This is a genomic window from Diaphorobacter sp. JS3051 (assembly GCF_015832135.1).
GTDB classification, from domain to species: Bacteria; Pseudomonadota; Gammaproteobacteria; order Burkholderiales; family Burkholderiaceae_C; genus Diaphorobacter; species Diaphorobacter nitroreducens.
In genome coordinates this window covers 4,146,196-4,159,813 of record NZ_CP065406.1, presented here as the reverse complement: position 1 = coordinate 4,159,813, position 13,618 = coordinate 4,146,196, and the positions used below count along the sequence as shown (strand labels likewise).

At 62.2% G+C, this 13,618-nt stretch carries 9 protein-coding genes and 1 other annotated feature; of the genes, 7 read left to right on the top strand and 2 right to left on the bottom strand.

Going from position 1 to position 13,618, the window contains the following annotated elements; translation table 11 throughout:
* The first annotated feature begins 39 nt into the window (after positions 1–39).
* The 3 genes from I3K84_RS19845 to serB are packed head-to-tail and all read left to right on the top strand — an operon-like array spanning position 40 to position 5,791.
* Positions 40–2,019, top strand: a complete 1,980-nt coding sequence (locus tag I3K84_RS19845) for a site-specific DNA-methyltransferase (protein WP_196995217.1) — start codon at positions 40–42, stop codon at positions 2,017–2,019.
* Between the two features lie 14 nt (positions 2,020–2,033).
* Positions 2,034–5,030, top strand: coding sequence for a DEAD/DEAH box helicase family protein (locus I3K84_RS19840; RefSeq protein WP_196995216.1), 2,997 nt, complete (start codon positions 2,034–2,036; stop codon positions 5,028–5,030).
* A 47-nt stretch (positions 5,031–5,077) separates the two neighbouring features.
* Entirely contained in the window at positions 5,078–5,791 is a 714-nt protein-coding gene (gene serB / locus I3K84_RS19835; RefSeq protein WP_196995215.1) for a phosphoserine phosphatase SerB, read from the top strand.
* 238 nt (positions 5,792–6,029) lie between these two features.
* Here the strand turns inward: serB and I3K84_RS19830 are convergent.
* Positions 6,030–7,264, bottom strand: a protein-coding gene (locus tag I3K84_RS19830; RefSeq protein ID WP_085947515.1) for an IS3 family transposase whose coding sequence is annotated in 2 segments (ribosomal slippage) — positions 6,030–6,976 and positions 6,976–7,264 — 1,236 coding nt in all. Because the reading frame shifts where the segments join, the coding sequence is not laid out codon by codon here.
* Positions 6,870–6,986, bottom strand: a sequence feature (AL1L pseudoknot). Its footprint overlaps the gene before it by 117 nt.
* Before the next feature lie 187 nt (positions 7,265–7,451).
* Here I3K84_RS19830 and I3K84_RS19825 point away from each other — a divergent pair.
* The 4 genes from I3K84_RS19825 to I3K84_RS19810 all read left to right on the top strand — a co-directional run bounded on the left by I3K84_RS19825 (position 7,452) and on the right by I3K84_RS19810 (position 12,900).
* Positions 7,452–8,540, top strand: a complete 1,089-nt coding sequence (locus I3K84_RS19825; protein WP_011803559.1) for an IS5-like element ISDisp1 family transposase — start codon at positions 7,452–7,454, stop codon at positions 8,538–8,540.
* A gap of 166 nt (positions 8,541–8,706) precedes the next feature.
* A complete protein-coding gene (locus tag I3K84_RS19820) occupies positions 8,707–11,409 on the top strand; it encodes a molybdopterin-dependent oxidoreductase (protein WP_196995214.1) in 2,703 nt (900 codons plus the stop codon).
* A 183-nt stretch (positions 11,410–11,592) separates the two neighbouring features.
* Positions 11,593–12,060 (top strand): ABC transporter substrate-binding protein, encoded by a 468-nt coding sequence (locus tag I3K84_RS19815; protein ID WP_196995213.1) that lies wholly within the window; start codon positions 11,593–11,595, stop codon positions 12,058–12,060.
* A 54-nt stretch (positions 12,061–12,114) separates the two neighbouring features.
* The gene (locus I3K84_RS19810) at positions 12,115–12,900 is read left to right on the top strand and encodes a MetQ/NlpA family ABC transporter substrate-binding protein (protein ID WP_196995212.1); all 786 of its coding nucleotides are present in this window, start codon (positions 12,115–12,117) and stop codon (positions 12,898–12,900) included.
* A 73-nt stretch (positions 12,901–12,973) separates the two neighbouring features.
* On the opposite strand, the gene I3K84_RS19805 is transcribed toward I3K84_RS19810, so the two are convergent.
* Positions 12,974–13,609, bottom strand: a complete 636-nt coding sequence (locus I3K84_RS19805) for a LysE/ArgO family amino acid transporter (protein WP_015913881.1) — start codon at positions 13,607–13,609, stop codon at positions 12,974–12,976.
* Positions 13,610–13,618 lie beyond the last annotated feature (9 nt).

Below are 13,618 nucleotides of genomic sequence, written 5' to 3'. Positions count from 1 at the left end.
GGATAAGCGCAAGCAGCTATTAAAAAGAGAGTATTTTTCATGCCTCAAACCATTCTGGATACCCCCACGCCCAACGCACACAAGCTGGAGCTGCTGCGCCAGCACTTTCCCGGCGCGGTGGAGGCCGATGCACAAGGCCGCATCCGCATCAACGCCGCCGCGCTGCAACTGGCCGTGGATCCCAGCAACCCAGCGGGCGTGCAGGTGGAGGAAGACGGCTACGAGCTGCGCTGGGTGGGCAAGCGCGAGGCCTACCACAGCGCCTTTGTGCCACCGCAAAAAATCGTGCAGCCGCTGCCGGAGCAAAGCAAAAATTGGGACAGCACCGGCAACCTGCTCATCAAAGGCGACAACCTGGACGCCCTGCGCCTGCTGCGCCATAACTACTTTGGCAAGGTCAAACTGATTTACATCGACCCGCCCTACAACACCCAAAGCGACGCCTTTATTTACCGCGACGATTTCACCGCCAAACAAACCGAGGTTTTGGCGCAATTGGGCTACGCCAAAAAAAACATCGACTACATCAAAAACATTTACGGCGCCCGCACGCACAGCGGCTGGTTGTCGTTTATGTACCCCCGCCTGCTGCTGGCCAAGGATTTGCTGCGCGACGATGGGGTCATTTTTATCTCGATTGATGACAACGAGCAGGCGCAGTTAAAACTGCTGTGTGATGAGGTTTTTGGGCTGGATAATTTTGTTAACACTGTCATCTGGGAAAAGCGTTATAGCCCACAAAATGCTGTGAAATGGTTTTCAGAATCACACGATTTTTTATTGGCCATTGCGAAGAACAAAGAAAATTGGATTCCAAACCTCTTAGAGCGATCCAACGAGATGAACGATCGCTACAAGAACCCTGACAACGATCCACGCGGAGTATGGAAACCTGTTGATTCCACTGCACAAGCTGGACACGGAACCAAAAGTCAGTTTTATGAGCTGATTGCTCCCAATGGCAAACGGCATCAATTACCAAACGGTCGCTGCTGGCTTTATACCGAGCCAGTATTTAAAGAAATGGTTGACGACAACCGGATTTGGTTTGGCACAGATGGCAACAACGTCCCTGCCATCAAGCGCTTTCTCACGGAAGTTAAGCAAGGAACCGCCTGCCAAACGATTTGGAAGCATTCGGAGGTAGGACATAATCAGGATGCAAAGAAAGAAGTTAATAATCTCTTTCCGGAAGGGGCAGTTTTTGACACACCAAAGCCTGTTCGTTTGATCAAACGAATTCTTCAACTTGCCACCGACAAAAACGACATCACTTTAGATTTCTTCGCCGGCAGCGGAACCACCGGTGAGGCGGTCATGCGCCTAAACGCCGAAGACGGCGGCCAGCGCCAATTTATCCTGGTGCAAATCCCCCAGCCCATCGACCCGAAAAAACAAAAAGAAGCCCACAGTTTCGTCAAAGAAACGCTGGGTAAATCCGAGGCCACGATTTTTGAAATCACCGCCGAGCGCCTGCGCCGCGCCGGGGCCAAGCTGGAGGCGGAACAAGCCGCCAAAGCCGCCGAAAGCGGTGGCCTGTTTGGCGAAGATGCCCCCACGCTAGACACCGGCTTTCGCGTCTTCGAGCTGGTGGACGACCCCGACGCCCTGGTGCTGGCCCAACCGCTGCAAGACAGCACCCAGGCCGACTTGCTGGCCCTGCAAGCGCGCATTGCCACGCCGCAGCCCGAGCAACTGCCGCGCGTGCTGCACAACCTGCTGTTTGCCGAAGGGCTGCCGCTGACCACGCACATCACGCCCGTCACCACCGCCACGGTGCCCGAGGGCCACCTGTACCGCGCGGCGGACGTGCTCATCGTCGTCAAAGCCCTGGCCATGGACGCGCTGACCGATGCCATCCGCGCACAGCAAGCGCAACACACCGCCGCCGGACCACTGAACTACCTGACGGTGTATGCCCCCTGGGTGCAGGACGACAACTTTTTGCTGGGCATCCGCTCGGTGGCCGACACGCTGGGCTTTTCTCAAGACAAGCTGCGCCTGCGCGGCGTGCGCTGAAGGGGCCTGCTGCGATGACCGCCCCCCTCATGCCCGCTCCGCCCCAGTTCCAATACACCACTCTGCCGCACCAGACGGCGGCGGTGCAGTCCATTGCCGATGTGCTGGCCGATGTGCGCTTTGCTCCGCCAGCCAACGTCCACGCCAACCCCAGCTATGTGCCGCGCGAGGCGGCGGCCACGCTCAAGGCCAATCTGGCAGCGGTGCGCCAGCGCAACGGCGTGCGCGCCGGCACGGTGCATGTGCCCGATACCGCCACGCCCGCTTTGAACCTGGACGTGCTGATGGAAACCGGCACGGGCAAGACCTTTACCTTCATCGAGACCATCCACCGCCTGCACCGCGAGCACAAGCTGTGCAAATTCATCGTGCTGGTGCCGTCCAACGCGATTCGCCAGGGCACGCTCAAAAGCCTGCAGACCACGGCGGCGTTTTTCGCCAAGCAGTACGAGCAGCACATCAACGTCTTCAACTACTCCGCCAAAACGGTGGGTGGCTTTATCCACGCGGCCTCGGCAGGGGCGGCCAGCATTTCGGTGATGGTGGCGACCTACCAGTCGTTTGCGGGCGACAGCAAGCTCATCAACAAACGCGGGGTGGAGGCCAATCTGTTTGGCCAGGCCAGGAGCTTCATGGAAGCGCTGGCCGTGATCCGGCCCGTGCTCATCATTGACGAACCGCACCGCTTTGAGGGCGCGCAAACGCAGGAGTACCTGGCCAAGTTCAACCCGCTGCTGACGATTCGGTTTGGCGCCACCTTCAAGGGCAAGAACGACAACGAGAAATACAAAAACCTGGTCTATACGCTCGACAGCCTGGATGCCTTTCGCCAACGGCTGGTCAAGGGCATTGTGGTGGACACGGTGGGCAGTGCCGATGCCGCGCAAAGCCTGTGCTATTTGTCGCACCACGGCACGGCCAAGGAGCGCTGCGCGCTGGTGCAGTACACCAAGCCCGCCGGCGGCAGCGCCACAGTAGAGCTGCGCGCCAAAGACAACCTGGGCGACAAAACTGGGCTGGGCTTTCTGGACGGGCATGTGGTGGAGACCGTCACCACCAAAGAGCTGCTGTTCACCAACGGCTTTGCCCTGCCCCTGGGCGAAGCCATGGCCTACGGCATGCTGGCCGAGCAAACGCAGGGGCTGATCATCGAGCGGGCGATTGCCAACCACTTCGAGCGCGAGGAAGACCTGTTCCAGCGCGGCATCAAAAGCCTGAGCCTGTTCTTTATCGACGCCGTGGCCAAGTACCTGCCCGAAGGCCAGAAACCTGCCGTCATCCGCGAGGCTTTCGAGGCGCACTACCGCACCCACTTGCAGCGCACACTCGCGCGCCCCGACCTGCACCCACCCTACCGCGCGTACCTGGAGCGCAGCGCGGCGGATATTGGCAAGGTGCACAAGGGCTACTTTGCCCGCTCGCACAGCGAAAAGGGCGAGGAAGAAGCCATCAAGCTCATCTTGCAAGAAAAAGAAAAGCTGCTGAGCTTCGACACCGACTTGCGCTTCATCTTCTCGATGTGGGCGCTGCAAGAGGGCTGGGACAACCCCAATGTGTTCACCCTGTGCAAGCTGGCGCCCAGCAACTCGCAAATCACCAAGCTGCAGCAAATTGGCCGGGGCCTGCGCCTGGCCGTGAACCAGGATTTGCAGCGTGTACACAGCGACGATGCGGCTTTTGAGCACATCAACGAACTGACGGTGGTGGTGCCCGCCAGCGAAGGCGATTTTGTGGCGGCCATTCAGAGCGAAATTGCGGCGCACAGCGTCAAGCAGGTCAGCCGCACCGTGAGCCTGGCCTCTTTGCTGGCCAGCGGGGTGAGCGACAACGGTTTTGCCCTGGTCGGGCTGATGCAAACGCTGGCCAGCCACGGCGCAGGTGTGCTGGACATGGCAGCAGGCACACTGACCCTGCAGCCCGACGCAGCGGTGTTCAAAGCCCAAAGGGCTCGCCTGGCCCAAGTGCTGGCCCAAGTGCCCCATTTGGAAGCGACCGGCCCCAAGGCCATGCTGGACTATCTGGATGCGTATTACGAGGGCCACGGCCAGGTCAAGCGCAAGGAAGACAAAGCCAAGTCGATCCTGAAGATCAACCCCACGCAATACGAAAAATTCAAGGCGCTGTGGGCCGCCCTCAACCGCGATGCGGTGATGCACTACGAGCTGGAAACGCCAGCGCTGGTCGAAGCCATCGTGGCCCGGCTGGCGCGGGACTTTCAGGTGCTGCCGCTGACCATCAACATCACCCGCACCGAGCAGGTGCAGGACGTGCAACGCGCCGAAAGCACGCAAACCAGCTACCAGGTCAAACCCCACAAGGTGTTCACCTTGGGCGAATTTGTCACGGACTTGGCCAACGCCACGCATTTGAGCGTGCATACCGTGGCCACCGTGTTGGCACGGATGCCCGCAGAGAAATTCGCCCAAATCCAGCACAACGAAGGCCGGGCCTTTGCCACGCTGCGCGACACCATGACCCGCTGCGTGCATGAGCTGCTGGTCCACAAGGTGACCTACCAGCTGCGCGAGACCAAGGTGAAAACGGCATTGACCGACACCACAGGGGCGCTGCTGGCCACCCTTCCAGCAGCCTTGTGCGGCGCAGAAATGCACGCCATCGCCAACCCGGCAGTGCAGGCCAAGTCGTTGTACGCCGAAGACCAGATGCCGGTGGACAGCCAGATCGAACGCGACACGGTGGACGAGTCCCAGGCGCAGAGCATTGCCGTGTTTGCCAAGCTGCCCAAGGTGGACATTCCGACACCGGCGGGCAAATACAACCCCGACTTTGGCTACGCGCTGCTGCAGGGCGACCAAGCCCAGGCGATGTACCTGGTGGTGGAAACCAAGGGCTACGACCAGTACGGCGACATCCCAGACAGGGAGCGCATGAAAATCGATGCCGCCAAACGTTTCTTCCAGGCGCTGCAGCAAGAAGGCGTCAACGTGCGCTTTACCACCAAACTCAACCGCGATGGCTTGCTGCAAATCATGCGACAAATTGGCCTCTAAACCAATCAATAGTAGCGGCGTTAGCTCTTAAATCAATAGCAACATTCATGATCCTCCAAGAACTCGCCCCCGGCCTCACCGTCCAGAACCTGCCCGCGCTACGCAAGCTGTCCGATTACAAGCTGATCGCCTTCGACATGGACTCCACCCTCATCAACATCGAGTGTGTCGATGAGATTGCCGATGCCGTGGGTCGCAAGGCCGAGGTGGCTGCCATTACCGAGGCCGCCATGCGCGGCGAGATCACCGACTTCAAGGACAGCCTGCGCCGCCGCGTGGCGCTGCTCAAAGGCGTAACGCTGGCCGACATGCAGCGCGTGTACGACGAGCGTCTGCGCCCCAACCCCGGCGCGGCAGAGCTGATCAACGCCTGCAAGGCCGCCGGCCTGAAGGTGCTGCTGGTGTCGGGCGGCTTTACCTTTTTTGCGCACCGCGTGCGCGACCGGCTGGGCATCGACTTCACCCGCTCCAACATTCTGGAGACCGACGCGCACGGCGTGCTGACCGGCCGTCTGGTGGAGCAGTGCTGGGGCGACATCTGCGACGGCGCCGAAAAACGCCGCACGCTGCTGGAGGTGGCCAGCCTGCTGGACATTGCGCCCGCGCAGTGCATCGCCATGGGCGACGGCGCCAACGACCTGCCCATGATGGGCGCGGCCGGCCTGTCGGTGGCCTACCACGCCAAACCCAAAGTGCGCGAGCAGGCCCAGGTGGCCATCCACGAAGGCGGCTTGGACCGCCTGCTGGAAGTGTTGCATTAACGCCCACAGCGCTTTCTGATTCCACCCCGCACACGGCTGCTGCGTACAGGCGGGCGATCGCAGGCCGGCTACAGCATGCAACAGTGCGTTACAGCGGACCTTGATCGCTACTTTTAATGTAGCTTCCAGCACTTATTTGACGAGGGCCAAAGCCTTTTTTTACTCTTTTTTGAGATGGCACAAACCGGATAAAAAACTGCTACCTGAACCGCCCCGGCTTTCGAGGAGGCCGATTGGTTTAAGTTGACACTTCTGTCGAGGTGTCGCTGGCGGCGAGTTGCCTCCAGTAGTTTGCCTCAGCTTCTGCCGGAGGGATGCCCCCAATCGGCGTGAGCAGTCGGACGTGGTTGAACCAGTGCACCCATTGCAGGGTGGCCAGTTCCACGGATTCCCTGGTCTTCCAAGGTCCCCGGCGGTGAATCAACTCGGCCTTGTACAGACCGTTGATGGTCTCGGCCAGCGCGTTGTCATAGCTGTCTCCCCTGCTGCCCACCGAAGGTTGTATGCCCGCCTGGTCCAAGCGTTCGGTGTAGCGGATGCTGACGTACTGACTGCCCCTGTCGGAATGGTGCGTCAAGACATGGGCCGCTGGCTGGCGTTCGTACAGAGCCTGCTCCAGGGCATCGAGCACGAAGTCCGTCTGCATGCTGCGACTGACGCGCCAGCCCACGATGCGCCGAGCGTACACATCCACCACAAAGGCCACATACAACCAGCCTTGCCAGGTGGAGACATAGGTGAAGTCCGACACCCATAGCTCGTTGGGACGGCTGGCATGGAAGTGCCGGTTGACGTGGTCCAGCGGGCACGGGGCCGAGGTATCCGGCGTGGTGGTGCGCACCGCCCTGCCACGGCGTGCCCCTTGCAAGCCCATGGCACGCATCAGACGCTCGACCGTGCAGCGCGCCACCACGATGCCCTCGCGGTTCATCTGCAGCCAGACCTTGTCGGCTCCGTAGACCTGCCAGTTGGCGTGCCACACGCGCTGAATGTCGGCCTTCAAACCCTCGTCACGCTGGGCGCGTGCACTGCGCAGTTGCGCGTTGCGTTGCCGGGCTGCGTGGCGCCAGTAACACGACGGGGCCATCTGCAGCGCCCGGCAGATGGGCTCGACCCCGTAGTCATCACGGTGGCGGTCGATGTAGGCCTTCACGACTTGAGTCGGCGGTCGAGCTCCGCCTGCGCGAAAAACGCGCTGGCCGTCTTCAGGATGTCGTTGGCCCGGCGCAATTCTTTGACCTCACGCTCCAGTTCCTTGATGCGCTGCGCATCCGAGGTGGTGGTGCCGGGGCGCTGGCCGCTGTCGACCTCGGCCTTCTTGACCCAGTCGTTCAAGGTCTGTGGCACGCAGCCAATCTTGGGGGCAATCGATTCAATCGCTGCCCACAGCGACGGGTAGTCGGCTCGGTGCTCCTGCACCATGCGCACGGCGCGCTCGCGCACTTCCGGGGAGAACTTCGGTGACTTGTTCATAGCTCCATCTTCTCAAGTGTTGGAGCCTCCTCAAAACCCGGGGCGGTTCAACCACCCATTGCCGAATCCCGTGAATTACTGCTTAATGAACAGCATGTTTTTTAACAGGCCGTTGAAAAATCCCCCGCCGACGCCCGCGTTGGCCGCTACGATCTGAAGCCATCGGTGAACGACCCAGACGAGGACGATGAGAGGCAGTCAAGATTTCCAGGGGGCGATGTTCAGCTACATCAGCCTTGAAGAGCGCGTGCCGCAGGCACACCCGCTGCGCAAGTTGCGCGCGGTGGTTGATGCGCTGCTGGCAACCATGAACCGCGAGTTCGAAGCGGTGTACGCCCGCCGTGGCCGCCCATCGGTGCCACCGGAGATGCTGCTCAAGGCCTTGCTGCTGCAGATCCTGTTCTCCATCCGCAGCGAGCGCCAGTTGGTCGAAGCGATCAACTACAACCTGCTGTACCGCTGGTTCGTGGGCCTGAACATCGAAGACAAGGTCTGGGACCACTCCACTTTCAGCGCCAACCGCGAACGTCTGTTCAACGAAGACCTCGCCCGCGCCTTCTTCGAGCGCGTCAAGCTCAGTGCCCAGTGGGGCAAGCTCGCCAGCGACGAGCACTTCAGCGTGGACGGCACGCTCATTGACGCCTGGGCCTCGCACAAGAGCTTCAAGCGCAAAGACGACGACAGCGGCACGCCGCCTGGGCGCAACCCCGAGGTGGACTTCAAGGGGCAGGAGCGCTGCAACGACACCCACGAGAGCACCACGGACGCCGATGCCCGGCTGTTCAAGAAGAGCCAGGGCGACAAATCCCGCCTGTGCCACATGGGGCACATCCTCATGGAGAACCGCAACGGGCTGATCGTGGATGTCGAGATCACCCACGCCAGCGGCACGGCCGAGCGCGAGGCGGCGCTGGCCATGTTGGAGCGTCGGGGCAACAGGAACAAACGGGCCACGGTCGGTGCCGACAAGGGCTACGACAGCAAGGCCTTCATCAAAGGCTGCAGAAAGCTCAAAGTCACGCCCCACGTGGCGGCCAAGGACAAACACTCGGCGGTGGATGCGCGAGTGACACGGCACGAGGGCTACAAGACCAGCCTGAAGGTGCGCAAGCGCATCGAAGAGGCCTTTGGCTGGATCAAGACCGTCGGTGGTCTGGCAAAGACCAAGCTGATCGGTCAGGCCAAGCTCACGGGCCAGGCGCTGCTGTGCTTTGCCACCTACAACCTTGTGCGAATGGGCAGCATCGGCGGCTGGTGGGACGCGCATCATGCGTGAGCCCAGGGATACGTGCGCCCGAAATGGGCGGGAGGGCCTGCAAACCGGCCAGATGGGCCGTTGCAATCGCTGCGCAGACGCGTCTGGGCAGCTCGTGTCTTCGCACTCAGCGTCCCTGATGCGTTCGAAAAGCACTTTTTCAACGGCCTGTTAAGGGGAACGTCACATGAACTTCACACGTCGCCAATGGATGGGCGCAGGCGCAGCAGGCATGCTGGGCGCCGTAGCCTCCGGCATCAAACTGAGCCCCATCGCGCAAGCTGTGGCCGCCACCGAGGCGGACCCAGCCGCCCAGCTGGCGGCGTTGAAATCGTTCAGCGGCAAAGTGCCGCACGCCACCCACTACGGCCCGCTGATTGCCACCGTGGAGAACGGCCGCATCGTCAAGATTGACGCGCAAGACACCGACAAAATGCCCACGCCCATCATGCTGGAGGGCGTGCTCGATCGCACCTACGACAAAACCCGCGTCGCTGGCGCCATGGTGCGCAAGTCTTACCTGGAGTGGGAGCAAAACGGCCGCAAGGGGAGCAACAAGCCCGAGCTGCGCGGCAAGGACGAGTGGGTGCAGGTGAGTTGGGACACCGCCCTGGGCCTGACCGCCAAGGCCATCCTGGACACCATTGAAAAATACGGCAACGAAGGGTGCTTCTCCAGCTCGTATGGCGGCTGGTCGCATGCGGGCATCTTCCGGCCCAACGTGTTGCAGGGGCGCTTTTTCAACCTGCTGGGCGGCTCGTCCATGACCACGGGCGACTATTCCACTGGCGCCGGCCAGATCATCATGCCCATGGTGATTGGCGACATGGAGGTGTATTCCGCCCAGACCGCCTGGGAGCAGCTGCGTGACAACACTGAGCTGGTGGTGTTTGTGGGCTGCGACCCCGACAAGAACAACCGCGTCGAATACACCGTGTGCGACCACGAGATGTACGCTGGCTGGGATGCCATCAAAAAGGCCGGTTGCAAATTCATGTCCATCAACCCGCAGGTGACCACCACCGACGAAAAAATGGGCTCGGAGTGGGTGCGCATCATCCCCAATACCGATACGGCGCTGTTCATGGCCATGGGCTACCACCTGCTCAGCCAGAACAAGCAGAACCAGGCCTTCATCGACAAATACACGGTGGGCTTTGACAAGTACCGCGCCCACCTCGAAGGCAAGGACGGCACGCCGCCCAAAACACCCGAGTGGGCGTCCAAAATCACCGGTATTCCGGCGAAAAAAATCCGCTCCATGGCCGAGCTGATGGCATCCAAGCGCACCCAGCTGTGCGGCTCCTGGGCCATTCAGCGCGCCCACCATGGCGAAATGCCTTACTGGGCCATCGTCAACTTTGCCTGTATTTTGGGCAACATCGGTCTGCCCGGGCAGGGCGTGGGTTTCAGTTGGCACTACGGCGGCGGCGGCACCGCGCAGTCGGGCGGCACGGCGCCCACGGGCTTGTCGCAAGGGCGCAACCCGGTCAAAAAGATTTGCCCGGCCTCGCGCATCAGCGAGATGCTGCTCAACCCCGGCAAAGAGTTCACCTACAACGGCACCAAATACACCTACCCCACCGTCAAGCTGATCTACAACGCGGGCAACAACGCGTTCTCGCACCAGCAAGACCTCAACGAGCTGGCACGCGCCATCCAGACCGTGGACACCATCATCTGCCACGAGCCCTGGTGGAATGGCTCGGCGCGCTGGGCCGACATCGTGCTGGGCGCCACCACCACGCTGGAGCGCAACGACATCAGCTCTGCCGGCACCTACAGCATCGACAAGGTGTATGCGATGAAGCAGGTCATCGCGCCGCAGCACGACGCGCTGGACGACTTTGAAATCTTCCGCCGCCTGGCCGCGCTGTGCGGCGTGGAATACGCCTTCACCGAGGGCAAGACGCAGATGGACTACGTCAAGGCTGCCTACGAAGCCAGCAGCGCGTCCAAATACACGCCGTTTGACAAGTTCTGGGCCGAGGGCATGGCGCGCATTCCGGTGCCGCCCGAGGCGCACAAGTGGGTGCGCCACGGCGACTTCCGCGCCGACCCGGCAAAAAACCCGCTGCACACCACCAGCGGCAAGATCGAGATGTACTCGGCCACCATCGCCAAGATGGACATCCCAGACATGCCGCCCATGCCCACATGGCAAGAGCCCGGCGAGTACCTGGGCAACGCGCGCAAGGGCCAGGTGCATGTGGTCAGCCCGCACCCGTACTGGCGCCTGCACTCGCAGATGAACAACTCCGAGCGCCTGCGCAAGCGCTACACCGTGCAGACGCGCGAGCCACTGACCATCAGCGTCGAAGATGCCAAGCGCAACAACATCCGCAATGGCGATTTGGTGGAGCTGTTCAACGATCGCGGTGCGGTGGTGGTGGGTGCGCGCGTGTCCGACAAGATCATGCCCGGCGTGGTCAGCCTGTACGAAGGCGCCTGGCCGCAGCTTGACAGCAAGGGCCGCTGCAACAACGGGCTGATCAACTTCCTGACCTCCAGCCGGCGCTCCAGCGGCCTGACGCAAGCCACCACGGCCAACACCTGCATCGCCTCAATCCGCAAATGCACCGATGCCGACCCGGGCGGCACCAAGGCGTTTGACCCGCCCAAAATCACCAAGAGCGACGTCAAGTTTGACGAAAAGTTCTTTGGCTTGGAACGGGCCATGGCGCTGCGCGAGAAGGCCACCGCATCGATGCTGCCCGCCGAAAAAATCTACTACCAGCGCTGCACCGTCTGCCACGGCCCACGCGAGCCTGGTCAGTTCACCGAGCAGCAGTGGAAGGGCATCACACCCAGCATGTTCCAGCGCGCCGGCCTGACCGAAGACGAGCAGAAAATCGTGCTCGACTTCCTGCTGCAAAACGCTAAACACTAAGCCGCTGCGCAGCCAGGGCCCCGGGACACCCCGGGGCTTTTTTTTGCGCCAACCATGGGCACCCACCCGGCGCGCACCGCGCTTGCGATTGGCGCAGCAAACCCCATCTATGCTTGCGTGATTGGTCCTTGCCTTATCTTTGCCATCACCGATCAACCATCGCTTTTGACCCAGGAAAACACCGTGAACCCTTCTTTTCGCACCGCCGCGGGCGTGATTGCCCTGACCGTCGCATCGCTGACCCTGCCCTCGCTGGCGCACGCCAAGCGCTTTGGCAAGTCTGTGGCGCCCGCGCGCATCGGCAAGGCCCCGGCACCCGCCACGCCCGCCGCACCGGCAGCGCCCAAAGCGCCTACGGCACCCGCTGCAGCAGCTACACCGGCAGCCACACCGGCGGCCACCGCCGCAGCACCTGCCGCCGCAGCGCCTGGCGGATCGGGAATGATGGGCACGCTGGGCGCAGCCGCCGTTGGCGCTGTGGCCGGCTCGCTGGCGGGCAACGCCCTGGCTGGCGCCATGACCCCCGATAAAGACGCCAAGGCCAAGGAGGCCGAAGCCCTGGCCGCCGAGAAAGAAGCCCAGGATTTGCAGAAGAAAGCCGAAGAAGCCCGCCTGAAGGCCGAGGCCGCACGCGCTGCTGCCGGCAAGTGATCACGCTGCCCCAGCACGTCCCCCCACTGCACTTTTAACCACGATACAAACACCATGCTAAAGAAAACCCTGTCCGCCCTGGCCATTGCCACGCTTGCCATCAGCGCCCACGCCGCCGATGTGCTGAAGGTGGCCGCCACCGCCGTGCCGCACGCCGAGATCCTCAACTTCATCAAACCCCAGCTCAAGGCCCAGGGCCTGGATCTGCAAATCAAAGAGTTCAGCGACTATGTGCAGCCCAATGCGGCTGTCGAGGACAAGCAGCTGGACGCCAACTTCTTCCAGCACCAGCCCTATCTGGACAGCTACAACAAGGACCGCAAGAGCAGCCTGGTGGCCGTGCCCAACGGCAAGATCCACGTGGAGCCCTTCGGCGCCTACTCCAACAAGATCAAGAACGTGAAGGACTTGAAGGACGGCGCCACCGTGGCCATCCCCAACGATCCGTCCAACGGCGGCCGCGCGCTGATCCTGCTGGCCAAGCAGGGCCTGATCGAGCTCAAGGACCCCAAGAGCCTCACGCCCACCCCGCTGGACGTGGTGAAGAACCCCAAGAAGCTCAAGTTCAAGGAGCTCGAAGCCCCGCTGCTGCCGCGCGCGCTGGCCGATGTGGACCTGGCCCTGATCAACACCAACTACGCGATCGAAGCCAAGCTCAACCCCACCAAGGATGCGCTGTTCATCGAAGGCGCCGACTCGCCCTACACCAACATCGTGGCGGCCCGTGCCGACCGCGCCAACGACCCCAACATCGCCAAGCTGATCAAGGCGCTGCGCACGCCCGAGGTGAAGAAGTTCATCCAGGACAAGTACAAGGGCGCCGTGGTCCCCGCGTTCTGACCGCGCAGCGGCAACGCTGTACGAAGAAAAGCGCTGCCGCGGCAGCGCTTTTTTCATGGGTGCGGGCACGACGTCAGGCACCCTGCCACACCCACCAGGCCAGCACGAACATCATCGCGCCCGTCAGCGTGTCCAGCACGCGCCAGGCGCGCGGGTTGGCAAACACGCCCTGCAGGCGCCGCCCGGCGAAAGCCAGCACCACGAACCAGGTCAGACTGGCCGACGCCGCCCCCAGCACGAACACCCACTTGAGCCAACCATCCTGGCGCGCACCGATGGAGCCGATCAGCACCACCGTGTCCAGGTACACATGCGGGTTGAGCAGCGTGATGACGGCCAGGCCGCTGAGCACGCCCAGCACCCCGCGCGCCACGCGTTCGCCACCCGAGGCGTTCAGCCCCGCATCCGGTGCAAAGAAAGCGCGATGCCAGGCAAACAAGCCGTAGGCCAGCAGGAACAGCGCCCCGCCCAGTTGCAGCGCATGCGCCAGCGTGGGCGAACGGCCCAGCACCTGCGCCATGCCGGCCACGCCCAGCGCCACCAGCAGCGCGTCGCTGGCCACGCACCACGCCACGCAGGCGCGCACGTGTTGACCCTGCACGGCCTGGCGCAGCACGTACAGGTTCTGCGCTCCGATGGAGACGATGAGCGACAGGCACACGGTGAAACCCGTGAGCCAGGAGGAAGCGGCGGCGTGTTGAGTGAACATGCGCCCGAT